This is a genomic window from Microbispora rosea (assembly GCF_900156315.1).
GTDB classification, from domain to species: domain Bacteria; phylum Actinomycetota; class Actinomycetes; order Streptosporangiales; family Streptosporangiaceae; genus Microbispora; species Microbispora rosea.
Genome location: NZ_FTNI01000018.1, coordinates 72,989 through 95,797, shown reverse-complemented (window position 1 = coordinate 95,797; position 22,809 = coordinate 72,989). Strand labels below are relative to the sequence as shown.

Sequence of the window (22,809 nt, the reverse complement as noted above, 5' to 3'; positions counted from 1 at the left end):
CAAGTCGAATCGGTTCGCCGAATCGATTCGACCCGGCCGCACCCCCCGACGGGAAGGCGCATGGTCACACCCTTGTCTCGGCGGGCACGCAGGATCGCGGCGCACGCCGTCCTCGCCTCCGCACTCGCACTGACCACGACCCCGTGGCCGCGACATGGGTCGACTCGTCCGCGAAAGAAGGAAGAATGTCAGCTCATCCGAAACGCTTAGTCACCATTGGGCGTCCCGACGGTACAGCTGCGGCACCCGGCCAGGGCCGGGGCCTGAACGGCAGGAAGGGACTCGCAGTCCTCGGGACACTGTTCGCCACCGCTGCCTTGCTGGTCAGCGGCCAGCAGCCCGCCGCGGCAGACCCGAACGTCAGCTCTGCCGGCGTGAAAGAGCTGAGCGTCGATCTGTCCGCGAAGACGAAGCGGTCTGAGGGGGTGGGTCTTGGCATTCTCTACGGCATCACGCAGGACGGGTTACAACCGTCCGACGAATTCCTCGAACCGCTGAAGATCAACGCCTTCCGCAGCGGCGGCTGGTATGCGGGCGGCTGGATCAAGGACAAGTACACCTTCGGACCGGGCACCCAAGCCAACATCGATGCGGTCATCGCCGAGGCGAAGCGTCTACAGCGCCCGCCCCGTCATAAGGTCGAGTACCAGGTCCTGCTCAGCGATGTGTTCGGTTCGACCGGCGGGGCTCCGGCGAACACGCTGTGGCCGTGCACCGGCGGCGACTGCAGCAACTGGATCACGTTCATCGACGCGACTGTGTCCAAGCTCCAGGCTTCCGGCCAGAAGTTCACCTACGAGATCTGGAACGAGCCCGACCTCAGCATCTTCTGGAGACCGGGCGTCAACACGGAACAGTACTTCCAAATGTGGGACAGCGCCTACCGCGAGATCCGGCGCATCGCCCCGGCCGCGACAATCGCCGGCCCGTCGTTCGCCTACACCCCTGAGCGACACCCCGAGGAATGGCAGGCCTTCCTGGCCCACGTCAAGGCCGCGAACACTGTCCCGGACGAGATCACCAACCACGATGAGGGGACCGTGGACGACCCGGTCACCGTCGGCAAGTCCCTATCGGACGCACTCGACGCCAACGGGATCGCCCAACGGCCCCTCTCGGCCAACGAGTACCAGCCCGCGGATCGCCAGACCGCTGGAGATACCGCCTGGTACAACGCCCGGCTGGCTCAGTCGAACTATGCCAACGCCATGCGCGGCAACTGGAGCTGCTGCGTCATTCCGAACCTGACCGGGCTGCTCACCAAGACCCCGAGCGGATGGGCGGCCAACGGAAACTGGTGGGCGATGCGCACCTATGCCGACCTGACCGGCACGCTGGTCTCCACCTCCGAACAAGTCGGGTCGACCGCGATTTCCGCGTCCGAGGACCCCGCGAAGAAGCGCGCTGTGGCGCTGCTCGGTGACATCCAGGGCGCATACGTCGGGCCGATGACCGTTACCTTCAAGGGGCTGTCCTCGACGCCGTGGTTGGTCCGCGACGGCCTCGTCCATGCAACTGTCTACAGGATCCCTGACCAGGCACCCCTGTACACGCGCCAGGTCGTCCTCAGCCAGGACGTCAAGGTCGAGAACGATGCCATCACAGTGCCGTTCGACTTCGAGTCGCGGCACGACGCCTACGGCGTCTATCTGTCCTGGACCGAACCACAGGCGATCTCTCTCGACGCCCCGGCCGCCGTGCAGCCCGGGAGCACCTACACGGTCCCGGTGACGTTCACCAACGGCGGTGGGCAGATGGATCGCGACGTCCGGACGAGTCTCGCCGCCTACACCCCGGACGGCCAGCCGGCCCCCGGATTCACCATCACCTGCGCGGACGGTCACGCGCCGGCGTGCCCAGGCGTGCCCAAGCTGGCCTCCGGTCAGAGCACTGTCGTGCGGTACACGATGACGACCTCCGCCGATCTGCCCCGAGGCAACTACCGGTTCACGGCGGTCGCTACGGCGAAGTCGGAAGGACAGGACATCTCCGTGAAGAACTCCGTCGACGCGTTGCTGCACTGTGAGGTCGGGGACGTCTGCGAGGCTGAGGATGGAGCTCTGTCCGGCGGAGCATGCCTGGCCACGGACCATCCCGGGTATACGGGATCGGGCTTCGTCGCGTGCTTCACCGCACGGGGGCCGAGCGTGACTCAGCAGATCGTCGCCCAGGATGCGGGCACGTACTCACTGGACCTCCGCTACTCGGCCGGCCCTGACGGTCCGGCCGGCACCCGGAGCGCATCGGTGTCGGTAAACGGCGGAGATCGTCACCAGATTTCACTTCCGCTCACCGGGAGCTGGAACACCTGGGCCGACGCGACCATTCCGGTGCAGTTGGTGGCGGGTATCAACACGATCAGCGTCAGCTACGGTTCCGGTGACACCGGGTGGTTCAACCTCGACCACATGGTCGCCGCCAAGTAGCGCAAGGACTGCAATCTCGGTCGTATGTTCAGGCAGCCCCATCCGGCACCCAGCTCCATCGGTGGCGGATGGGGCTGCCGCTTTAACGCTCCGGATACATGAGAGAACCGCCCCGGGATGCCGGAGAGTCGATCGGCTCGAAGATGACTCTCGTGGCACGTCCATCGCGCCCATGCGGACTGGAAGGGCTGCGCCCGCGAGTTGGACACGTACGGTGCTCCGCTCGGACAGAGGCGCCTGCCATCACCACAGCCGGGCCGACCCGATCCTGCCCGAGACCGGGCTGAGTAGCGGCTCCGACCTGTTCGACCGGCCCGAGAACGCGGCTTCCTCGTCCGGCGGTTGGTTCGAGATGATCTCGGGTGACTCCGGCCGCGCCGGCTGAGGCGCGTGGCCGTCTTGAGGACTTCCCGGGTGAGGTGTTCACCCCGTTCGCCCGTAGGGAGCAGCGGTCGGCCTGGCCATCCCCGAGGCGTGAGTGCTGGACGACACCGGGCACGCCAAGGACGGGAACGCCTCGCCGGGGTGGCCCGGCAGTACACCGGCACGGCGGGCAGGGTCGCCAACTCACCGCGGCATCGCCCGCCACGAGGACGGCCACCTGCCCGAGTGCCGGCTGCCGGCCGAATGGCCGCCCGGTGCCGGCGAGCCCACCGATCACTGGCTGTCCACCCTGCTCACCGACACGCGGCTGCGGGACCTGGTCCGCCTGGCGAAGATCCGCCGGCGGATCGAGCACGACCGGGCGGCCCCTACCCACGCCTGACCGAGGACCAGCCCCGTTCGCAGCGCAGGCGCTCTCATCATCCCGGCCCAGGGTCTTCCGGCCGGAGGCGCTGCACTTTTCGGTCAGGCCCACTGCCTCGGAAAACGTAACATTCCCGAATTACGGACAGGCTTGACTGGCGTTGCACCAGCTCTTTATGGTCTATGGACCGAACCATATACCTTTGGAGGTGACATGGTCAGCGGGGAAGCTCTCGACAGCGCTGTCGATGCCTTGGCGGAGGAAGCCTTCGCTTTCCTCGAGCGCCTCGTCGCGGCGCCCAGCACGGTCGGCCACGAGGCCGAGGTCTGTGACGTATTCGGGGCGGAGCTCGCCGCGACCGGTTTCGACGTCGAGTTCCTGCCGATCCCGGAGGAGATCGTCTCGGACCCGCTCGCCGGCGTCGGTCAGACGTCCTATGCCGGGCGGGCCAACGTCCTGGGAAGGCGGGGCCATGGAGACGGCCCGTCCCTTCTTCTGAACGGCCATCTGGACGTGGTGCCGGCCGACACACCCGAGTTGTGGAGCAGCCCCCCGTTCCAGCCGGCCCGGCGGGACGGCCGGCTGTACGGCCGTGGCGCGGGCGACATGAAGTGCGGTTTCGCGATGGGTGTGCTCGCCGTACGGGCCCTCGACACGGTGGCGCCTGGGTTCGACACCGGTCGGCTGATGTTCCTGGGTGCCATCGAAGAGGAGTGCACAGGCAACGGCACGCTGTCGGCGTCGCGGGCCGGGGTGCTCGCCGACGCCGCCGTCGTACTCGAACCCACCGACCTCGGCATCCTCACCGGAGGGGTCGGCGTGATCTGGCTCGACGTGCGCGTCGTCGGCCGGTCCGCGCACGCCGAGTCCGCCCACATGGCCGTCAATCCGGTGGATCTGTGCGGCGTCCTCACCGAGGGTTTGCGGAAATGGTGCGAACGGCTCCCGCAGGAGGCGCCCGACGAGGCCTTCGCCGAGCTGGCGAGCCCGTACAACCTCAACGTCGGGGGCATCTCCGCCGGTGACTGGCACTCCAGTGTGCCGACCGACGCCGTGCTGAGGCTTCGAGTGGGTTTCCCACGGTCATGGTCCCCCGGCGAGGCCGAGCAGCGGATCAGGGCCGCCATCGAAGACATCGCGGCCCGTGACGGCCGGTTCCCGTCCAAGCCCGTCGTCACGGCCTCGGGGTTCCGGGCGTCCGGGTACGCCCTCGCGGACGGGCATCCGCTGATCGCCGCGATGGCCAGGGCCCATCGCGAAGTGCATGGCGCCGACCCGCGCAGGTTCGTCATGGGCACCACCACGGACGCCCGGTTCTACGTCAACGACTTCGGCGTCCCCGCCCTCTGCTACGGCCCGCAGGTCTACGACATGCACGGGATCGACGAGAGCGTCGAGCTGAGCAGCATCGTCGACGGAGCAAAGGCGCTCGCGCGCTTCCTCCACCACTGGTTCGAGCGGCAGCACCGCGGATGAGTGAGATCTTCGAGGCTCCGCTGCTGAACGAGCTGCAGCGTGACAACACTGACCCGCTGGCCGGGCCGATCGTGGTGCGCAACGCGCCGGAACAGATCGTGGAGCGTCTCGTCACCGCCGTCGCCCTCGGGGTGTACGTGCCCGGCCAGGCGCTTCCGCCCGAGCGCGAGCTCGCGTCGTTGCTCGGCGTCTCCCGGGCGACCGTGCGTGAGGCCCTGCGCCGTATGACCGACAGCGGCTTCATCGAGCAACGCAGGGGCCGCAATGGCGGCTCGTTCGTGCTGGAGGACTGGCGGCCGTCGTCGGCCGACCTCATCCGACGGCACCTGATGCCCAACTGGGCCCGCTTCGAGGCGTTGTTCGATGCCCGCCAGCTCTTGGAGCCGGTGATCGCCGCGACGGCGGCCCTCCGTCGCAACGACGGCGACGTGGCGGCCCTTTCCCAAGCCCTCGACGACTACCACGCGGCCACCGACCGCGAGGAGTCCCGCGTCGCCGACGAGCGCGTGCACCGGGCGATCGCGGAGTCGACGCACAATTCCGTCCTGGTCGGCCTGAGCGCTCAGATCCGTACGAGGATCAGTCTTGACCTGGGCGCCGAGCCGTACACGCCGGAGATCCGCCGGGTCGCCGCGGTGCAGCACGGGTTACTGGCCGACGCCGTGATCGACCAGGACCCCGAACGCGCCTCGGCCATCGCCCTCGAGCATTTCGGCCTGACCGAGAAACTGGTTCGCGACCTGGTGGCGCGAGTCCAGGAGCTGGCGAGCCTGGAGACCGACGAATGAACCCGCGCCTGCTCTTCGTGCTCCGACGGCTCGGGCTCACCATCCCGGTGCTGTTCGTGATGAGCGTCGTCATCTTCCTGATCATCCGGCTGGTTCCCGGCGACCCGGTCCGGACCATGCTGGGTTTCCGCGCCACCCCGCAGTCGATTGCGCAGGTGCGGGCCCAGCTTCACCTCGACGACCCGTTGTGGATGCAGTACCGCGACTGGGTCGCCGGTGTCCTGCACGGCGATTTCGGCCAGGACTTCGTGAGCAAGGCGCCGCTCAGCGAACTGCTCGCGCAGCGCATCCCCGTCACCTTGGAAATCACGCTGCTGTCGATGCTTCTCGCCGTCGCCGTCGGCGTGCCGCTCGGCGTCCGCGCGGCGGTCGGCGGCCGGTGGGCGCGCCGCCTGACCGAGGGCTTCGTGGTCTTCGGGATCAGCGTCCCCGACTTCTGGCTCGGCATCATGCTCGTGCTGCTGTGCGCCGGCACGATGATGTGGCTGCCGCCGTCGGGATACGTGCCCTTCCTCGAAGATCCCGGCGGCAACCTCACGTACATGATCCTTCCGGTGCTCACGCTGGCCGTCGCCGAGGCGGCGTACATCATCCGGACGACCCGCGGGGCGATGCTGGGGGTGATAGGACGGCCCTTCATCGTCTACCTGAGGGCGAAGGGCACCAAGGAACGCTCCATCGTTTACCGTCACGCCCTGCGTAACGCGGCGACGCCCATCGCCACGGTCATCGGCATCCAGTTCGGTGTGCTGCTGGGCGGCGCGATCGTCGTGGAGACGCTCTTCGCGCTCCCGGGAGTCGGCCGGCTGATCGTCACGGCCATCAACCAGCGCAACTACCCGGTGGTCCAGGCCGGGCTGCTTGTGGTGGCGACGCTGTTCATCCTGGTCAGCCTCATCACCGACCTGGTGGTGGGCTTCATCGACCCGCAGGTGTCCGACAGGGGAAAGTCATGACGGCCAAGAGCATCCCCGCATGGGTGACCGCCATGGTCAGAGCGTTCTTCTGGCTGCCGCGCTCCGCGCGGGCCGGCGCGCTCATCCTCGTGGTGCTGGCGATCGTCACCCTCCTCGCGCCCTTGATCGCCCCGCACGATCCCAACGCCATCGACCCCACACACGTGCTCGCCGCGCCTGACCTGGGGCACCCCTTCGGAGCCGACGCGCTCGGCCGGGACGTGTTCAGCCGCACGGTGTACGCCCTGCGGACCAGCCTGGCGATCGTCTTCGCGGCCGTGGCCGTCGCCTCCCTCGCGGCCCTGCCGCTGGGGACGGTCGCCGGCTACTTCGGCGGATGGGTCGACCAGGTCATCTCGCGCCCGCTGGACATGCTTCTCGTCCTTCCCGCGCTCCTCCTCGCGATCACCCTCATCGCGATCGTGGGGCCCGGGAGCATCGTGGCGGCGCTGGCCATCGCGCTGATCTACCTGCCGATTTTGGCACGGGTGCAGCGTGCGGCGTCTCTCGTGGTCGCGCATGCGGGTTTCGTCGAAGGCGGTCGGGCCCGCGGCTGGTCGTCGCTCGCCGTGCTGCGGCGCCACGTCGTGCCGAACGCGCTGGGCCCACTGCTCGTGCAGGCGGCGATCCTGGCAGGGTTCGCGGTCCAGATCGAGGCTTCGTTGAGCTTCCTTGGCCTTGGCACACAGCCGCCCACCCCGTCGCTCGGGCTCATGCTCTCCGAAGGCCGCGACGTGCTCACGCAGGCGCCCTGGGTCGAGATCTTCCCCGGACTGGCCATCGCGGTCATCGTCCTCGCCTTCAATCTGCTCGGTGACGGGCTGCGTCACCGCCTCGACCCGCAGGGGATGGTCTCGTGAACCGCGCCATGCTTCAGATCGACGACGTGCGGGTGCGCATCCCGGTGACCGGAGGTCGCTGGGTGGAGGCCGTGGGCGGGGTCACGCTTTCCGTCGGCTCCGGGGAGATCGTCGGCCTGGTGGGAGAGTCGGGCTGCGGCAAGTCCACGCTCGGCGGAGCCGTCATGGGCCTGCTGCCCAGCGGGTCACAACTGTCCGGCCAGGTGCTGCTGGACGGCCGGGATCTGCGCGGTCTCACCGCCGAGGAGTATCGCCGGGTACGCGGCAACGACATCGCCCTGGTCAGTCAGGACCCCTCGGCCAGCCTCGACCCGACATTCGCGGTGGGGGCCCAGGTCGCCGAGGCCATCCGCAACCATCGCGACATCGGCCGGCGCGAAGCGCGCGAGCGGGCCGTCGAGTTGCTGCGCGCCGTGGGCATCCCGGATCCCGGCGCCAGGTACTCCGACCCGCCCCACCGGTTCTCCGGCGGTATGAAGCAGCGCGTAGTGATCGCCGCGGCTCTCGCCAACGATCCCTCGGTGCTCATCGCCGATGAACCGACCACCGCCCTCGACGTGACCATCCAGGCCCAGATCCTGCACCTGCTACGCGACCTCACCGTCCGCACGGGCACCGGAGTGCTGCTGATCACGCACGACCTCGGCGTCGTCGCCCAGGTCTGCGACCGCATCGCCGTGATGTATGCCGGACAGGTCGTGGAGCAGGGGACGGTCCGCGACGTCTTCGCCGACCCGCTGCACCCGTACACCCGGGCGCTGCTCGACTCGCAGCCGGCCGCCCACCACCAATCCGGAGATCTTCCCGTCATCCTCGGCCAGGTGCCCGATCTCACTGATCCGCCCGCCGGTTGCCGGTTCGCGGCGCGATGCGCCCGGGTCCACGACCGCTGCACCGCGGCCCCGCCGGTGGTGGAGACGCGGGGCGGGGGCCGAGTCGCCTGCTGGCTGCACGACGCTCTCCCACCTGTGGCCCAGGAGGCCTCATGACCGCACTACTCGACGTACGCGGACTCGTCGTCACCTTCCCCGCCCCCGGGTCGGGCCTACGGCGCAAACGCGTGCACGCGCTGTCCGGCGTCGACCTGTCCCTACGGCGCGGCCATACCCACGGGCTGGTCGGTGAGTCGGGCAGCGGGAAGAGCACGCTGGCCCGCTGTGTTCTCGGCCTGCAGCGGCCGGACGACGGCTCGGTGGTCTTCGACGGCACGGAGATCGTCGGATTGCGGGGCAGCGCGCTGCGCGACATTCGCCGGCGCATCCAGCCGGTCTTCCAAGATCCGCTCGGCAGCCTGGACCCGCGGTGGACGGTCGGCCGCAGCGTGCGCGAGTCGCTGGACGCCTTCGGCGTCGGGTCGCCGCTCGATCGGGAGCGCCGGGTCCGCGAACTACTCGACCTGGTGGGGTTGTCGCCCGACCACGCGGACCGGCACCCCGTGCAACTGTCCGGCGGCCAGCGGCAGCGGGTGGGAATCGCCGCGGCGCTGGCCAGCGGCCCTGACCTCATCGTGGCCGACGAACCGGTGAGTGCCCTCGACGTCAGCGTGCAGGCCCAGATCCTCAATCTGATGGCGCGGCTGCAGCGCGACCTCGGCGTGGCCTTCCTGTTCGTCAGCCACGACCTCAGCGTCGTCGAGCACGTCAGCAATGAAGTCAGCGTGATGTACCTCGGGAAGATCGTGGAGACCGCGGATCGGGCCGACCTGTTCGCCGGTCCGGTGCACCCGTACACCCGGGCGCTGCTGGACGCTGTCCCGGTTCCCGAGCCGGACGCGCGGCTCGTCCACGTCCCGCTGTCCGGCGACATTCCCAGCCCGATCGACCCGCCGTCGGGGTGCAGGTTCCATCCCCGCTGCCCGCGACGGGTGGACTCGTGCTCGCGGGAACTTCCCGCCCTCACGCCCGTCGAGGCGCTCAACAGCACCGGCCACACCCCCCACCGCGTCGCATGCCCCGTCGTGCTGCCGGCCCGGCCGTAGCACGACCCGACTCCACAACAGAACTGATCTCGGAGGTCCCGTGTCAACCGCTTTCGTCAATGGCATCACGATCAACTACCAGCTCGAAGGCGAGGGGCCCGAAACGGTCGTCCTCGTCAACGGCCTCGCCGACGACCTGGAGACCTGGGGGGCCCAGGTGCCCGCACTGCTGGACGCGGGGCTGCGGGTCCTGAGCTTCGACAACCGTGGTATCGGCGCGTCGGACAAGCCGGCAGGGCCGTACACTTCCCGGCTACTCGCCGACGACGCGAAGGCACTGGTGGACCACCTGGGCCTGACCGGCATCCACCTGGCCGGCGTCTCCATGGGAGGGATGATCGCCCAGGAGTACGCCCTGGCGTACCCGGGCGACCTGAAGTCCCTGACGCTCGCCTGCACCTATGCCGCGCCTGGGCCGTTCTGCTCCCGCATGTTCGCGCTGTGGGCCGACATGGCCAGGGAGATGGGCGTCCCCACGGTGATGCGGGACGTCGGCCTGTGGGCCTTCACCGTGCCGTTCTTCGAGGAGCGGCCGGAGGAGGCCGCGGAGTTCGACACCGCGATGGCGGAGATGACCATGTCCGTCGAGGCGTACCTGTCCCAGCTCAACGTCATCCAGACCCACGACACCACCGAGCGGCTGGGGCAGATCAGCACTCCGACGCTTGTGCTCGCGGGCGAGGAGGACATCCTCATCCCGGTCCGGCTCTCGCGGCGTCTGCAGGAGGCCGTGCCCGGCTCGCAGTGGGCCACCGTTCCCGGCGGCCATGCCTGCCTGTGGGAGACCCCCGAGCCGTTCAACACCACCCTTATCGACTTCGTCCGCGCCCACTCCGGCTGACCAGGAGAAAGTCATGACATTCAATCCCGGCCCTGACTTTTCCCGGCGCTCGTTCCTGCGGCGCGCCGGCCTCCTCGGGTTCAGCGTGGTCGGCGTCGGCGCGGCCGGCTCTCTGCTGTCGGCCTGCGGCCCCACCACCACCTCGGCTGCCGGAGGCGGAGCCGCCGCCGCGCTGAAGGCGGGCGGCGTCCTCAAGGCCGCCCTCACCGGCGAGCCGGACAGCCTCGACCCCGCCGTGTCGTCGGTCTACACCGGCGCTCAGGTTTACGACGGCATCTTCAGCAAGCTCGTCGACCTCGGACCCGACGGCTCCGTCATCCCGCGACTGGCCACCAAGTGGACCGCCCAGGACGACAAGACGTGGGCCTTCGACCTGGCCGACAACGTCTACTTCCACAACGGTGAGAAGTTCAGCGCGACCGACGTGAAGTACACCTTCGAACGGATCCTCGACCCGAAGACCGCGAGCGCGTACGCCCCGCTGTACACGCCGATCGACTCGATCGAGGTGGTCTCCCCCACACAGGTGATCTTCCACCTGAAGTCGTCGTTCGGGCCGTTCCTGACGAACCTGGCCAACAACGGCGAGATCGTCAACCAGAAGGCGATCGAGTCGAAGGACCCGGCCCGCAACCCGGTCGGCACCGGGCCGTTCCAGTTCGTTGAATGGGTCCAGGGCGACCACATCACGCTGAAGAAGTGGGACAAGTACTTCCGCTCCGGTCGCCCCTACCTCGACGAGATCGACTTCCGGTTCCTGCTGGTGGACCAGAGCCGCATCGACGCCCTGTCGGCCGGGGAGATCAACTGGGCCGACGCCGTTCCGCTGCAGCAGCTGCCCACCCTGAGCAAGGACCCGCGCTTCACCTACAAGACCAGCCCCGTGGCCGGCATCCCGGACTTCCTCGCGATGAACGTCGCCAAGGCGCCGTTCGACAAGAAGGAAGTGCGTCAGGCCATCGCCTGGGCCATCGACCGCAAGGTGATCAAGGACATCGCCTACTTCGGGTCGGGCGAGGCCGGCGTGCAGGAGGTGCCCAGCGGATCTCCGTGGTACGACGGCGTCGACCCGTTCGCCGCCGGGCCGAACCTCGACAAGGCCAAGCAGCTCCTCGCCGCCGCCGGATACCCCAACGGGCTGACGATCCGCTACCTCGGCCTGCCGCAGTATCCGGAGCTGCTGAAGACCGGCGAGATCGTCGCCGAGGCGCTGAAGAAGATCGGCATCACGATGCAGATCGAGCAGGTCGACGTATCCGTGTGGTTCGACAGGTACTCCAAGGGCGACTACGAGATCACCAGCGCCTACCAGGAGCGCACCATCGACCCGGACAACTTCTACTCGCTCGTCGTGAGGACGGGAGGCTCCATCAACTCGATGAAGTACTCCAACCCGGCCCTCGACAAGCTCATCGACCGGGCCGCAGCCTCCACAGACATGGCCGAGCGCAAGAAGCTCTACACGCAGATCCGCGCGATCGTCCAGGAGGACTGCCCGCTGATCTTCGTGCACTACGAGACGCTCAACTACCTCATGCAGAAGAACGTGGGCGGCTCCGTCGTGAACCCCACGCTGGAACTCAACCTGGAGGACGTGGCCTTCACCGGATGACGTGCGCCCGATGCCGGGGTGCGGGGTCCGTTCAGGTCGGGCCAGGCGGGGCAGCTCGGGGAGTTCGGGGCACGCACCCACGAGTTCCTGCAGGAACGTGGTGCCGGCCTCGCGCGGCCTGCCGGGCCGTCCACCGCCCTCGGCCCGAGCTCCGGGCGGGCCCGCCTGTCCTACCGCCGGGCCGGCGAATGCTTCGAGGCCCCATCCCCGGTGATCACGCTTGTGCCGGCGCGCGCCTATGGCGCCTGCGGGCGATCGCGCGCGCGATCAAGGGGAAGCCGATCAGGGCCGGGAGCAACCAGTAGGCAACGGTGGGGAGCCTGTCCCAGAGCGGCAGGTGGGGGCCGTTGTCGACGTAGAAGCCGGTCAACACCAGCACGTAGGACGCGCCCATTGCGAGGATGTGGAGGTCGGGCCGGCGCCGCCGGTTGGCGTAGCCCGTCAGCGCGGCGGCGAAGCCAAGGGTGCCGATGACGAACAGGTGGACGTTCTCCCGCCAGCGGATCGCCGACATGACGGTCAGGGTGAGGTAGACGACGGCCCACGCCCACAGGTAGACGCGGCCGAATCGCCGGTGCAGTGGGCTTTCCTTGCGCGTCAGTGCGGCGATCGCGCCGCAGCTCACGCAGGTGATCCCGGCAGTGACGTGGATGGCGAGTGCGGCGAAGAAGACCGGTCCCGCGTTGGGGATCGGAGTGCCCAGGATGTCGATGTGGTCCATCGCATCTCCAATACGTAGCGTTCCTACATGTAGCAACGCTACTCCGGGTCTTGGCTTCCGGGAAGAGCAGATATAGCGTTACTACCTATGAGGGCGGAAGCACTGAAAGGACACCTGGACGGTCTCCTGCTGGCCACGCTGGAGGACGGACCGCAGCACGGCTATGCGGTGAAGGAAGCGCTGTGTGACGCCACGGGCGGCAAGCTCGATCTGCCCACCGGCACCGTTTATCCGGCGCTGCACCGACTGGAGCGCGCGGGCCTGATCAAGGGAAGCTGGTCGGTGGTGGGCGGTCGCAGACGGCGCACTTATGAGCTGACCGAGCAGGGGCGACGCTCTTTGGCGGGAGCACGCGACCACTGGCGGGAGTTCGCCGCGGTCATGTCCGCAGCGCTGGGTGGTGGACCGTGGCCGGCCACGAACTGATCGAACGCCACCTGCGGACGCTCGCCGAACGGCTGCCCGACCCCGTGGTCGACGAGCTCGCCGACGGCCTCTTGGCGTCCTACGACGACCAGATGGAGCGGCTCGGCGATCCGGACGCGGCAGCCCAGGCCGCCCTGGCGGACTTCGGCGACGCCGACACCGTCACCGCCGCCTTCATTCGCGCCTCACCGGCCAGGCACGCCGCAATCACGCTGCTCGTGGCCGGACCGATCGTCGGACTGGGCTGGGGAGCCACTCTCGTCACCGCCAACGGCTGGACCTCGGCGATCCCGCTCCCCTTACGCCTGACCCTCGGTCTCCTGCTCGGCTCGGTCGTGCTCATGCTCGTGACCGCCCTCCGTGAACAGCGGCACTACCGCACCGTACGGCTGGCCGCCCTGGGCGGCGCGGCAACCGTCGCTGTCGTGGACACGCTCATGCTGGGCATGGTCGTCACGCTTGTGCCGCCGCCGTCCTTGCTGCTGCTCGTGGCGCTGAGCGGCAGCGTCGCGAGGATCATGCTGGCGGTGCGAGCTGTCCCCACGCTGATCACACGCCTATGACTATGCCGCGGTGTCGTCTCGCCGGGGGGTGCTGCCCGCCTGGCAGGAGGGTCGCGACGAGGCGCCGCCGCTGACCGGGAGTACGCCCGCGCGAGGACGTCCCGGGCGGAGGCGATAAGAGCGGCGGGATCAGCTTTCCTGCTGCGCGTCGATCTCGGTGATCAGCGCCTGGATGCGGGTCTTGATCTCGTCCCGGATCGGGCGGACGGCCTCGACGCCCTTGCCGGCGGGGTCGTCCAGGGTCCAATCGAGGTACTTCTTGCCTGGGAAAATCGGGCAGGCATCCCCGCAGCCCATGGTGATGACGTAGTCGGAGGCCTGCACCGCCTCGGGGGTGAGCACCTTGGGGATCTGGCCGGAGATGTCGATGCCGACCTCCTTCATCGCCGCCACGGCGGCCGGGTTGACCTGCTCGGCGGGCAGCGACCCGGCGGAGCGGACCTCGATGCGGTCGCCGGCCAGGTGGGAGAGGAATCCGGCGGCCATCTGGGAGCGGCCGGCGTTGTGCACGCAGACGAACAGAACGGACGCGACAGGAGCGGTCGTGGGCATCTTCTATTCCTTCTTACCGATAGTGGTGCGGGTCAGGCCCGGGGCAGGGTGGCGGGCAGGTCGGCGACTCGCGCGTCGATCGCGTCGCGGATGGCGTGCAGGAGGTGGCGGCCGGGGCCTCAGGTTCCTATCAGCACCGACTGATGTGAAAGTATCAGTACATGCTGATGTCAGTCGACACTGATCTGTTACGGGTGCTGGCCGATCCCCTGCGGCTGCAGATCGTGACCCTGCTCGCCCGGGAGACGCTGTGCACCACCCACCTGGTGGCCGAGACCGGCGCGCGGCAGACCAACCTGTCCAACCACCTGAAGGTGCTGCGGGACGCCGGGATGGTGGACACCGAGCCGTGCGGCCGGTTCACCTACTACCGGCTCAAGCCTGACGTCATCGCCTCTCTGGCGGGGCAGTTCGCCGAACTCGCCGAGACCGCCCGCGCCACCGCCGCCGCCGACAGGAAGAGGTCCTGCCCATGACGGCCCCCGAGCCCGCGCTCGCCGCGCCCGGCGGCGTGGTGGGCAAGCTGTCGCTGCTGGACCGGTTCCTGGCAGTGTGGATCCTGGTCGCCATGGGCCTGGGCCTGGGCCTCGGCCGTGCCGTCCCGGGCCTGAACGACGTGCTGTCGAAGGTCGCGATCGGCGGCGTCTCCCTGCCGATCGCCCTCGGCCTGCTGATCATGATGTATCCGGTGCTGGCCAAGGTCCGCTACGACAAGCTGGACGCCGTCACCGGTGACCGCCGCCTGATGATCTCCTCGCTGGTCACCAACTGGGTCGTCGGCCCGGCCGTGATGTTCGCCCTGGCCTGGATCTTCCTGCCGGACCTGCCGGAATACCGCACCGGCCTGATCATCGTCGGCCTGGCCCGCTGCATCGCCATGGTCATCATCTGGAACGACCTGGCCTGCGGCGACCGCGAGGCCGCCGCCGTCCTTGTGGCACTCAACAGCGTGTTCCAGGTCCTGGCGTTCGGCCTGCTCGGCTGGTTCTACCTCGACCTGTTGCCCGGCTGGCTCGGCCTCGGCCAGGGGAAGCACCTCGACATCTCCGCCGCCAAGATCGCTCTCAACGTCGTCATCTTCCTCGGCGTCCCGCTGCTGGCCGGCTTCCTCACCCGCCGCCTGGGAGAACGTCGGCTCGGCCGCGAGCGGTATGAGAGCGCGTTCCTGCCGAAGATCGGCCCCTTCGCGCTGTACGGGCTGCTGTTCACGATCGTGATCCTGTTCGCCCTGCAGGGCAAGACGATCACCTCCGAACCCGCCGACGTCGCCCGCATCGCGCTGCCGCTGCTGGCCTACTTCGCGCTGATGTGGTTCGGCGCCTTCGCCCTCGGCAAGGCCCTGGGCCTGTCGTACGACCGGACCGCCACGCTGGCCTTCACCGCGGCCGGCAACAACTTCGAGCTGGCGATCGCCGTGGCCATCGCCACCTTCGGCGTCACCTCCGGCCAGGCCCTGGCGGGGGTCGTAGGACCGCTGATCGAGGTCCCCGTGCTGGTGGCGCTGGTCTACGTCTCTCTCGCCTGGCGCCGCGGATTCGCCCCCGCCACGCCCTGACAGGACTCCCCCATCGACGGCACGGGGGCCGCCCCGGTACGTCCGGAGCAGCCCCGCCGCGTACAGGCCCGGACTGTGGTTCTCAGGCGGGGGCGGCGCCGGTCAGCAGCCGGCCCATCCCGGCCAGCACGCTCGGCTCGACCCGGTAGTACACCCACGTGCCCCGCCGCTCGGAGGCCAGCAAACCGGCTTCCTTCAGCTTCTTCAAATGGTGAGAGACGGTCGGCTGGGACACCCCGACATCGGAGATGTCGCACACGCACGCTTCGCCGCCGGGCGCGGAGGCGACCGCGGAGAACAGGCGCAGCCGCACCGGGTCGCTGAGCGCCTTGAACATCGCCGCCGTCCGCTCGGCTTCTGCGGCCGTGAGCGTGCGTTCGGTCAGCGGCGGGCAGCACGGCACCACGGCCTCGGACTCCAGCACCGGCAGCGTCCGCGAATTCGACATGCATTTATGTTGACACACATCGAACCAACACGTGAGGGCCAACCCAGTCCGCTCATCCGGTGGCGGCTGCAGGCCGGTCAGCGGCGCAGGCGGGCGGCCAGCCGCCGGGCGGTGCGGACGGCGTCCCGTCCCACCCCGCGCAACGAGTTGGACGACAGGCTGCGCTGCCATTCCAGCCCCACGTAGGCGAGCAGAGGATGGGTGAGCGATGCGCCGTCGCGGTGCAGCGGACGCCCGGCCGCGTCCAGCGCGCCGAGCCGTGCCAGGTAGGGCAGGTCGGGGCGGTAGCCGGTAGCCGGCACGATCGCATCCACCTGCTCGGTCGTGCCGTCCGCCCAGGTGACCTTGCCGTCGCCGGCCTCGGTGAACAGCGCCCGCCGATCCGGAGCGCCGGAGTTCAGGGCTGAGCGGTAGCGGCCGTCATCGAGCACCGGCTGAGTCGGAGGTGTGCGCAGCAGACGGCCCAGCGGCGCGGTGTCCAGCCCGGTGACGGTCAGCCAGAAGTGCAGATCCCGGCCAAGGATGTGCTGACGGGCGAACCGTACCGGCGCCCGGGTGGCCAGCGTCACCCCCGCCACGGTCGCGAGTTCGGCGGCGATCTGCACCGCGGAGTTCCCCGCGCCGACCACGATGACCCGCTGACCGGCGAACGGCTCGGGGGCGCGGTAGTCGGCCGCGTGCAGCACCGTCCCTGTGAAGTCCTGCAGACCAGGTAGTGCGGGCCGGTGCGGGTTGCCGAATGTTCCGCTCGCCGCGACCACGGCCCGCGCGGAGAGGAGGCTGCCGTCGGCTAGGGCGATGCCGAACCCCTCGCCCTCCGCGCTGACCTCCGCCACGCGGGCACCGGTGCGAATGTCGGCGTCCAGGCGGTCGGCGTAGGCGGTGAGGTAGTCGACCACCTCGTCACGGTGTGGGTAGCGGTCCGGGTCCCCGCCGAACGGCATGCCCGGCAGCGAGCTGTAGCGGGCCGGGGAGAACAGGGTGAGGCTGTCGTAGTAGCGCGGCCACGACCCGGCCGGCCGGTCGGCGGCCTCCAGCATCACCGGCGTCAGCCCTTGCCGTCGCAACGCGTACGCCGTGGCCAGCCCCGACTGGCCGCCCCCGATCACCACAACCTCGGCATCCATGACGCACCCTCTCTTTGATTTGATGAATGTCTATGTTGACGGTTATCGAAACAGATGCCATGCTGGCCGCGCAACTTATAGACGAATGTCGAATCAGAGGAGACGCCGTGACCACGCACGCCGCCGAACTGCCCGTCGTCGTGATCGGAGCCGGTCCCATCGGCCTTGCCGCCGCCGCCCACTTGATCGAACGCGGACTCGACCCGTTGGTGCTGGAGGCCGGCCCCGCCGCAGGGTCCGCCGTCCGGGAGTGGTCACACGTGCGGCTGTTCTCCACCTGGGGCGAGGTCGTCGACCCGGCCGCCGAAAAGCTGCTCGCTCCCACCGGCTGGGTCCGCCCGGACGCGGCGACGTACCCGACCGGCGGAGACTGGGCCGAGCAGTACCTTCAGCCGCTCGCCGACGCCCTCGAAGGCAAGGTCCGCTACAACGCCACCGTCACCGGCGTGGCCAAGGCCGGACGAGACCGCGTGGTCGACTCCGGCCGCGACGAGCAGCCCTTCACCGTGCACGTACGCACCGCCGACGGCTGCGAAGAGCGAATCAGCGCCCGTGCGGTCATCGACGCCTCCGGCACCTGGACCACCCCCAACCCGCTCGGCGGCGACGGTCTGCCCGCCATCGGCGAAAAGAGCGCGACCAACCGCATCTCCTACCGCGTCCCCGACCTGAGAGACCCGGGCGTACGCGCCCGGTACGCGGGGCGGCGCACCGCGGTGGTCGGCTCCGGGGCCTCGGCCTTCACCGCGCTGGCGGCCCTTGCCGACCTCGCCACCCAGGAGCCGGGCACGCACGCGGTCTGGATTTTGCGGCGGGGCATCGGCGCGGGCACCTTCGGCGGCGGCGAGGCGGACCAGCTTCCCGCACGCGGCGCCCTCGGCGTCGCGGCCAAGGCCGCTGTCGAGGCGGGACACGCCACGGCGGTCACCGGCTTCCGCGCCGCCGCAGTCGAGCATGATAGTGACCGCCTGGTGCTCATCGCCGATGACGGCCGCCGCACCGAGCCGATCGATGAGGTCATCGTGCTGACCGGCTTCCGCCCGGACCTGTCGTTCCTGTCCGAGGTGCGTCTCGGCCTGGACGAGCGCCTTCAGGCCCCGGTCGCGCTGGCGCCGCTGATCGACCCCAACGTGCATTCCTGCGGCACCGTCTACCCGCACGGCGTGGGCGAGCTGTCCCACCCCGAGCAGGGCATCTACCTGGTCGGCATGAAGTCCTACGGACGTGCCCCGACGTTCCTGGCCATGACCGGATATGAGCAGACCCGCTCCATCGCCGCCGCCCTGGCCGGTGACCGCGAGGCCGCCGAACGCGTCGAACTGGTCCTGCCCGAGACCGGAGTGTGCGGCGGCTCCGGCCTGTTCGACCAGCCCGAGAACGCGGCTTCCTCGTCCGGCGGCTGCTGCGCCGCCCCGGCCACCTTGCAGATCGGCATCGGCGCTCCCGTCTCCTCCGGCGGCTGCTGACCCGGTGACCGACCTTCACGATCGCACGGCCGCGACCGGAGATGACGACCGGTCGCGGCCGCGTGCCGTCCTGCCCGCTCTGTGCGCCACCCAGATCACCAGCTGGGGAGTCGTCTATTACGCCTTCCCCGTGCTCAACCCGGCCATCACCGCAGACACCAACTGGCCCGTTGCCGCCACCACCGCGGCCTTCTCCGCCGCCCTGCTCGTCTCCGCCCTCGTCGGCATCCCCGTCGGCCGCATCCTGGATGCCCGCGGCCCACGGGCGGTGATGACCATCGGGTCCATCCTGGCGACGCTCAGCGTGCTGGCCGCCGCCTACGCGCCCAACCTGCTCACCTTCACCGCTGCCTGGCTCCTTGCCGGGATCGCGATGGCGGCGACCTTCTACCAACCGGCGTTCGCCGCCGTGACCCGCTGGTGGGGACCCGACCGCGTCCGCGCGCTCACCATCGTGACCCTCGCCGGCGGGCTGGCCTCCACTGTCTTCGCCCCCCTGACCGCCGCCCTCGCCGAGCATCTGTCCTGGCGCACCACCTACGCGGTGCTCGCCGCCATCCTGGCCGTCGTCACCATCCCGGCCCACGCCCTCGCGCTGAGAGCCCCCTGGCCCCTCGCCCCATCGCCACCGTCCGGTCAGCCTGCACATGGACCTGGCGATGCGCTGGTGAATGTGGCCAGGAGCAGGCCGTTCCTCCTGCTGGCTGCCGCGCTGACCGCCTCCGCCTTCGCGATGTACGCCGTCGTCATCGCGCTGGTTCCCCTTCTCACCACGCGTGGCGCCTCTACCACCGCCGCCGCCTGGGCACTCGGCCTAGGCGGCGCCGGCCAGACCCTCGGCCGCACCCTGTACGCCGCTCTCGCCCGCCGCACCGACGTGAGGCTCCGCACCGCCGCGCTGATGGCGGCCGGTGGCGCCACCACCGCTGCCCTGGCCATCATCCCCGGACCCGTCGCGCTACTCACCGCGATCGCCGTCGCCGCAGGCATGGTGCGCGGCAACCTCACCCTGCTCCAGGCCACCGCCGTCCCCGACCGCTGGGGCACCACCCACTACGGCCGCCTGTCCGGCCTACTGGCCGCCCCCGCCACCATCGCCGCAGCTCTGGCCCCCTTCGTCGGGGCCGCTCTCGCCCCACCCCTGGGCGGGTACCCGCAACTGTTCACCCTGCTAGCGGCCATGTCCGCCCTCGCCGGCCTCCTCGCCCTGGGCACCGGCCGCATTAGGCAGTGATCACGGAACAGCGTCCTCTCCGGACGGTCGTAGGTGACGATCCATGGTTGGCCGCCATGCCGGCTGGGTGTTGGGGTGAAGCATCTCGTATTCGATCGGGGTCGCGCTGATGACCTACCTCGCCTGCGCGGCGGTCCTGCGCCTGCTGCGCTCTGCTCCTCCTGCCACGGAGGCTGAGCCGCGCCACCGGTGACGTCAGATGGCGGGGCTGCGGCGTTCAGTCATGAGGACGTCGCGCCAGACGCCGTGATGGCGGCCGATGCGTTCGCGGGTGCCGAGGACGCGGAAGCCGGCCGCCTGGTGCAGGGCCAGGCTGGCCGTGTTCTCGGGGAACACGCCGGATTGGATGGTCCAGACGCCAGCGTCCTCGCGCGGCCCGCATCGGGCGGATCTCGAAGCCGGGAGCGACGGGCGGCTTGGCGGCCTTGACGATGGCCGAGTGGACGCCGTCGCCGTGGTCGGCGGTGGGAGTGATGGCGATGCCGGTGAAACCGGCGTCCAGGAGCAGGGTGCGATACTCGCCGACGGTCAGGGAACCGGCCGTGCAGCCGATGCGGGTCTCGGTGCGGCGGCGCAGGTCCTGGTCGGGGATGGCGTCCTCGGTAACGACGTCGCTGACGCCGAAGCGGCCGCCGGGGCGCAGGACGCGGAACGCCTCGGCCAGGGTGGCGGCCTTGTCGTCGGACAGGTTGATGACGCAGTTGGAGATGACCACGTCGACCGTACGGCCGGGCAGCGACGTGCTCGATGGTGCCGTGCAGGAACTCGGCGTTGGTCCCGCCGGCCTGTGCGGCGTTGTCGCGGGCGAGGCTCAGCATGTCGGGGCTGGCGTCCAGCCCGTAGACCCTGCCGGTGGGGCCGACGCGGCGGGCGGACAGCAGGACGTCGATTCCGCCGCCGGAGCCGAGGTCGAGCACGACGTCGCCCTCGTGCAGGTCGGCGGCGCCGACGCAGCCCTCGCCAAAGGAGGCGGAGTCGTGGCCGGACTGGGCGGTCATCGCAGTCCTGGCGAACCTGGAGTAGCGGTCGACGATCTCATCGTGAGCCACGGCGGCCTCGGTCACGCGCGGGCGCGCGCGGCGACAGGCCCAGGTCGCCCCCGGCCTCACCTCATCCTGCCGGGGCGGGGATCCGGTAGGTGGGACGCGGGTAGCCGGGCTTGAACGACGGGACGCCGGCGCTCTGCACGGCCGATGTGCCGCTGGCGGCGGACACCACCTCCACCGCCTCGGCCACCGCGGCGTCGAGCTCGGCGGGCTCACACGCGACGCGGGCGTTGAGCCGTGCCACCGCACCGGTGAACGTCCTCCCCACCGCGGCGTCCACGGTCGGCTCGGCGCCGCCGGCGGTCACGCTCACCTTGCTCAGGTCACCGGCGGACTCCAGGCTGACCTTCACGTGGCCGATCATCCAGCCGTTGCGGGCGGCGGTCGCGGACAGGTGCTCCAGCAGCGCACGGGCCCAGGCGTCCGGGTCGAAGCCCTCCACCGCCGTCACGTCCAGGCTGAGGTTCAGCCACGCCAGCGCGGCCTCGGCGTTGGCGTAGCGGTCGTAGTCGATGTCGAGACCGCGTCCGGCGGGCTGCGAGCCCAGCCAGCGGGACACCAGTTGCTCCAGCCCTTCCCCGGTTTTCGCCGAGTAGCCGACCACGGTGGCGGTGGGGTACCGCTCGCGCAGATCCGCGATGACGGCGGCGGCCTCCGCCGCGCCGAGCAGGTCGATCTTGTTGAGCGCGATCACGTCGGCTTCCTGTAACTGCTTGCCAAACAGGTAGGACATGTCCGACTCCGTGTCGTCCAGCGGCAACGACGTACGGAGCGCGTCGAGCCTTTCCGGTTCGACGACGACCAGGAGGGGGGCGGGCGCGAAACGTTCGCCGTAGTGAGCGCTGAGCGGCCGGATGACGGTGGCCTGCAGATCGGTGCAACTGCCCACCGCCTCGGCGAGCAGTGTGTCCACCTGGTGGCCGTCGACCAGGCGCTGCGCGACGGTCAGCAGGTCTTCGAACCGGCAGCAGAAACATCCGCCCGTGACCTCGCCGGCCTCCGCGATCGCCGACTTGGCGAGCTGGGTGTCCACCAGTTCTGTGCCCTGGTCGTTGGTGATGACCGCGACCCTGCGGCCCTGCGACTGGAGATGTTTCGCGACCGCGACGAGAGTGGTGGTCTTACCCGCCCCGAGAAAACCGCTCAAGGTCATGAAGGTGATCAACCGGCGTTCGCCTCACTTCTGGTAACGGTGCTCCGTACAGATATCGCCGCATTGCACGGCACGAGTGAGTATTCGCGTCACAGGGTGTCGAGGTGGTGTCGGTGATCCGCCATCCGCAGCCAGCTAACAGCCTCTGTTCAACGAGGTCAAGATCCTTGACGCCAGGAAACAAATGATTAACAATGCCGCGAAGTCGCACCGGAAAGGGGTATTGATGGCAATCAATACAGATGCTACGATTACCGCTAGCCTATTCGTTCACGGAATTAATCACGCGTCATTTTCGTAATGACGGCATCGGTGGCCGGCCGCCCGCCGGATCGCCTATCGCGCGGCGACGGAGGGCAGGGCGATGATGCCCGTCAGTGCGGTGAGCGCCTCGGGCACGACCCGGTAGTAGACCCAGGTGCCCCGCCGAGTCGACGTGACGAGCCCGGCGTCCCGGAGAACCCTGAGGTGATGGCTGATGGTCGGCTGGGTGAGGTCGAACGCCCCGACGAGGTCGCACACGCACGCCTCGCCGTCGAGGTGAGAGGCGACGAGGGAGAGCAACCGCAGCCGTACGGGGTCGCCGAGCGCCTTGAAGCCCGCGGCGAGCGCGATGCTCTGCTCCCGCGTCAACGGCTCCGTCACCCGCGCCGGGCGCGGCACATCGGGTTCGACCGCGGGAAGGTCTTCATGCGGCAGCAGCACAGGCTCGTCGTGCTCGGCCATGGCGATCGGGTCCTCTCCCTCAGCGCCCCGGGCGTGGGTCACCCGGCCGCATCACCCACGAGTCTAGACAACCCTTCCACGCAGGAGGTCTCGTCATCTCGCGTCCC

General features: G+C 69.5%; 22 protein-coding genes and 2 pseudogenes. 17 read left to right on the top strand and 7 right to left on the bottom strand.

What is annotated here, in order from left to right:
• The first annotated feature begins 185 nt into the window (after positions 1-185).
• The 11 genes and pseudogenes from BXA11_RS24215 (at position 186) to BXA11_RS24170 (ending at position 11,685) form a co-directional block, all read left to right on the top strand.
• Complete coding sequence (locus BXA11_RS24215) at positions 186-2,426, top strand: CBM35 domain-containing protein (RefSeq protein WP_143734485.1); 2,241 nt, start codon at positions 186-188, stop codon at positions 2,424-2,426.
• 214 nt (positions 2,427-2,640) lie between these two features.
• The gene (locus BXA11_RS43290; RefSeq protein WP_159454835.1) at positions 2,641-2,811 is read left to right on the top strand and encodes a hypothetical protein; all 171 of its coding nucleotides are present in this window, start codon (positions 2,641-2,643) and stop codon (positions 2,809-2,811) included.
• Between the two features lie 207 nt (positions 2,812-3,018).
• A pseudogene (locus BXA11_RS44785) lies at positions 3,019-3,168 on the top strand (IS701 family transposase); the annotation flags it as partial.
• A gap of 219 nt (positions 3,169-3,387) precedes the next feature.
• Positions 3,388-4,650 carry an ArgE/DapE family deacylase gene (locus tag BXA11_RS24205; RefSeq protein ID WP_083744540.1) on the top strand — a complete coding sequence of 421 codons (1,263 nt, stop codon included), beginning with the start codon at positions 3,388-3,390 and terminating at the stop codon, positions 4,648-4,650.
• A complete protein-coding gene (locus BXA11_RS24200; protein WP_051762461.1) occupies positions 4,647-5,438 on the top strand; it encodes a FadR/GntR family transcriptional regulator in 792 nt (263 codons plus the stop codon). Before BXA11_RS24205 ends, BXA11_RS24200 begins: the two co-directional genes overlap by 4 nt.
• Positions 5,435-6,394 (top strand): ABC transporter permease, encoded by a 960-nt coding sequence (locus tag BXA11_RS24195; protein ID WP_030511324.1) that lies wholly within the window; start codon positions 5,435-5,437, stop codon positions 6,392-6,394. Before BXA11_RS24200 ends, BXA11_RS24195 begins: the two co-directional genes overlap by 4 nt.
• A complete protein-coding gene (locus BXA11_RS24190; RefSeq protein WP_076438107.1) occupies positions 6,391-7,254 on the top strand; it encodes an ABC transporter permease in 864 nt (287 codons plus the stop codon). The genes BXA11_RS24195 and BXA11_RS24190 overlap by 4 nt, the downstream gene beginning before the upstream one ends.
• A complete protein-coding gene (locus tag BXA11_RS24185) occupies positions 7,251-8,243 on the top strand; it encodes an ABC transporter ATP-binding protein (protein ID WP_204053828.1) in 993 nt (330 codons plus the stop codon). Before BXA11_RS24190 ends, BXA11_RS24185 begins: the two co-directional genes overlap by 4 nt.
• Positions 8,240-9,232 carry an ABC transporter ATP-binding protein gene (locus tag BXA11_RS24180; protein ID WP_030511321.1) on the top strand — a complete coding sequence of 331 codons (993 nt, stop codon included), beginning with the start codon at positions 8,240-8,242 and terminating at the stop codon, positions 9,230-9,232. The genes BXA11_RS24185 and BXA11_RS24180 overlap by 4 nt, the downstream gene beginning before the upstream one ends.
• A 40-nt stretch (positions 9,233-9,272) precedes the next feature.
• Complete coding sequence (locus BXA11_RS24175) at positions 9,273-10,073, top strand: alpha/beta fold hydrolase (RefSeq protein WP_076438105.1); 801 nt, start codon at positions 9,273-9,275, stop codon at positions 10,071-10,073.
• A 13-nt stretch (positions 10,074-10,086) separates the two neighbouring features.
• Positions 10,087-11,685: an ABC transporter substrate-binding protein gene (locus BXA11_RS24170; RefSeq protein WP_076438103.1), complete on the top strand. Its 1,599-nt coding sequence runs from the start codon at positions 10,087-10,089 to the stop codon at positions 11,683-11,685.
• A gap of 214 nt (positions 11,686-11,899) precedes the next feature.
• Here BXA11_RS24170 and BXA11_RS24165 read toward each other — a convergent pair whose 3' ends face one another.
• Positions 11,900-12,406: a DUF2306 domain-containing protein gene (locus tag BXA11_RS24165; protein ID WP_083744539.1), complete on the bottom strand. Its 507-nt coding sequence runs from the start codon at positions 12,404-12,406 to the stop codon at positions 11,900-11,902.
• Between the two features lie 87 nt (positions 12,407-12,493).
• Between BXA11_RS24165 and BXA11_RS24160 the strand changes: the two genes are divergently transcribed.
• Both BXA11_RS24160 and BXA11_RS24155 read left to right on the top strand, forming a co-directional pair.
• Positions 12,494-12,832 (top strand): PadR family transcriptional regulator, encoded by a 339-nt coding sequence (locus tag BXA11_RS24160; RefSeq protein ID WP_076438101.1) that lies wholly within the window; start codon positions 12,494-12,496, stop codon positions 12,830-12,832.
• The gene (locus BXA11_RS24155) at positions 12,814-13,395 is read left to right on the top strand and encodes a hypothetical protein (protein WP_076438099.1); all 582 of its coding nucleotides are present in this window, start codon (positions 12,814-12,816) and stop codon (positions 13,393-13,395) included. The genes BXA11_RS24160 and BXA11_RS24155 overlap by 19 nt, the downstream gene beginning before the upstream one ends.
• A gap of 129 nt (positions 13,396-13,524) precedes the next feature.
• Here BXA11_RS24155 and BXA11_RS24150 read toward each other — a convergent pair whose 3' ends face one another.
• Positions 13,525-13,947 (bottom strand): arsenate reductase ArsC, encoded by a 423-nt coding sequence (locus BXA11_RS24150; RefSeq protein WP_030511315.1) that lies wholly within the window; start codon positions 13,945-13,947, stop codon positions 13,525-13,527.
• Positions 13,948-14,108: 161 nt separating this feature from the next.
• Between BXA11_RS24150 and BXA11_RS24145 the strand changes: the two genes are divergently transcribed.
• Both BXA11_RS24145 and arsB read left to right on the top strand, forming a co-directional pair.
• Positions 14,109-14,423 carry an ArsR/SmtB family transcription factor gene (locus tag BXA11_RS24145; protein WP_076438096.1) on the top strand — a complete coding sequence of 105 codons (315 nt, stop codon included), beginning with the start codon at positions 14,109-14,111 and terminating at the stop codon, positions 14,421-14,423.
• The gene (gene arsB / locus BXA11_RS24140) at positions 14,420-15,502 is read left to right on the top strand and encodes an ACR3 family arsenite efflux transporter (protein WP_076438094.1); all 1,083 of its coding nucleotides are present in this window, start codon (positions 14,420-14,422) and stop codon (positions 15,500-15,502) included. The genes BXA11_RS24145 and arsB overlap by 4 nt, the downstream gene beginning before the upstream one ends.
• Before the next feature lie 82 nt (positions 15,503-15,584).
• Here the strand turns inward: arsB and BXA11_RS24135 are convergent, their stop codons facing one another.
• Positions 15,585-15,950, bottom strand: a complete 366-nt coding sequence (locus BXA11_RS24135; RefSeq protein ID WP_030511312.1) for an ArsR/SmtB family transcription factor — start codon at positions 15,948-15,950, stop codon at positions 15,585-15,587.
• 77 nt (positions 15,951-16,027) lie between these two features.
• Positions 16,028-17,077, bottom strand: a complete 1,050-nt coding sequence (locus tag BXA11_RS24130; RefSeq protein WP_076438093.1) for a flavin-containing monooxygenase — start codon at positions 17,075-17,077, stop codon at positions 16,028-16,030.
• 107 nt (positions 17,078-17,184) lie between these two features.
• Between BXA11_RS24130 and BXA11_RS24125 the strand changes: the two genes are divergently transcribed.
• Positions 17,185-18,543, top strand: coding sequence for an FAD-dependent oxidoreductase (locus BXA11_RS24125; protein ID WP_239105124.1), 1,359 nt, complete (start codon positions 17,185-17,187; stop codon positions 18,541-18,543).
• 4 nt (positions 18,544-18,547) lie between these two features.
• Complete coding sequence (locus tag BXA11_RS24120; protein WP_076438089.1) at positions 18,548-19,777, top strand: MFS transporter; 1,230 nt, start codon at positions 18,548-18,550, stop codon at positions 19,775-19,777.
• Between the two features lie 217 nt (positions 19,778-19,994).
• Here the strand turns inward: BXA11_RS24120 and BXA11_RS45650 are convergent.
• From BXA11_RS45650 to BXA11_RS24095, 3 genes and pseudogenes are all read right to left on the bottom strand, one after another.
• Positions 19,995-20,741 (bottom strand): annotated as a pseudogene (locus tag BXA11_RS45650) (methyltransferase domain-containing protein); the annotation flags it as partial.
• 146 nt (positions 20,742-20,887) lie between these two features.
• Positions 20,888-21,988 carry a GTP-binding protein gene (locus BXA11_RS24100; protein ID WP_275409729.1) on the bottom strand — a complete coding sequence of 367 codons (1,101 nt, stop codon included), beginning with the start codon at positions 21,986-21,988 and terminating at the stop codon, positions 20,888-20,890.
• 324 nt (positions 21,989-22,312) lie between these two features.
• A complete protein-coding gene (locus BXA11_RS24095; protein WP_083744555.1) occupies positions 22,313-22,702 on the bottom strand; it encodes an ArsR/SmtB family transcription factor in 390 nt (129 codons plus the stop codon).
• Positions 22,703-22,809: the final 107 nt, after the last annotated feature.

Coding starts and splice junctions, on each gene's coding strand:
- BXA11_RS24200 (WP_051762461.1), top strand. CDS start 4,647: ATGAGTGAGATCTTCGAGGCTCCGCTGCTGAACGAGCTGCAGCGTGAC.
- BXA11_RS24180 (WP_030511321.1), top strand. CDS start 8,240: ATGACCGCACTACTCGACGTACGCGGACTCGTCGTCACCTTCCCCGCC.
- BXA11_RS24145 (WP_076438096.1), top strand. CDS start 14,109: ATGCTGATGTCAGTCGACACTGATCTGTTACGGGTGCTGGCCGATCCC.
- BXA11_RS24190 (WP_076438107.1), top strand. CDS start 6,391: ATGACGGCCAAGAGCATCCCCGCATGGGTGACCGCCATGGTCAGAGCG.
- BXA11_RS24095 (WP_083744555.1), bottom strand. CDS start 22,702: ATGGCCGAGCACGACGAGCCTGTGCTGCTGCCGCATGAAGACCTTCCC.
- BXA11_RS24215 (WP_143734485.1), top strand. CDS start 186: ATGTCAGCTCATCCGAAACGCTTAGTCACCATTGGGCGTCCCGACGGT.
- BXA11_RS24130 (WP_076438093.1), bottom strand. CDS start 17,077: ATGGATGCCGAGGTTGTGGTGATCGGGGGCGGCCAGTCGGGGCTGGCC.
- BXA11_RS24205 (WP_083744540.1), top strand. CDS start 3,388: ATGGTCAGCGGGGAAGCTCTCGACAGCGCTGTCGATGCCTTGGCGGAG.
- arsB (WP_076438094.1), top strand. CDS start 14,420: ATGACGGCCCCCGAGCCCGCGCTCGCCGCGCCCGGCGGCGTGGTGGGC.
- BXA11_RS24165 (WP_083744539.1), bottom strand. CDS start 12,406: ATGGACCACATCGACATCCTGGGCACTCCGATCCCCAACGCGGGACCG.
- BXA11_RS24150 (WP_030511315.1), bottom strand. CDS start 13,947: ATGCCCACGACCGCTCCTGTCGCGTCCGTTCTGTTCGTCTGCGTGCAC.
- BXA11_RS24170 (WP_076438103.1), top strand. CDS start 10,087: ATGACATTCAATCCCGGCCCTGACTTTTCCCGGCGCTCGTTCCTGCGG.
- BXA11_RS24135 (WP_030511312.1), bottom strand. CDS start 15,950: ATGTCGAATTCGCGGACGCTGCCGGTGCTGGAGTCCGAGGCCGTGGTG.
- BXA11_RS24160 (WP_076438101.1), top strand. CDS start 12,494: ATGAGGGCGGAAGCACTGAAAGGACACCTGGACGGTCTCCTGCTGGCC.
- BXA11_RS24195 (WP_030511324.1), top strand. CDS start 5,435: ATGAACCCGCGCCTGCTCTTCGTGCTCCGACGGCTCGGGCTCACCATC.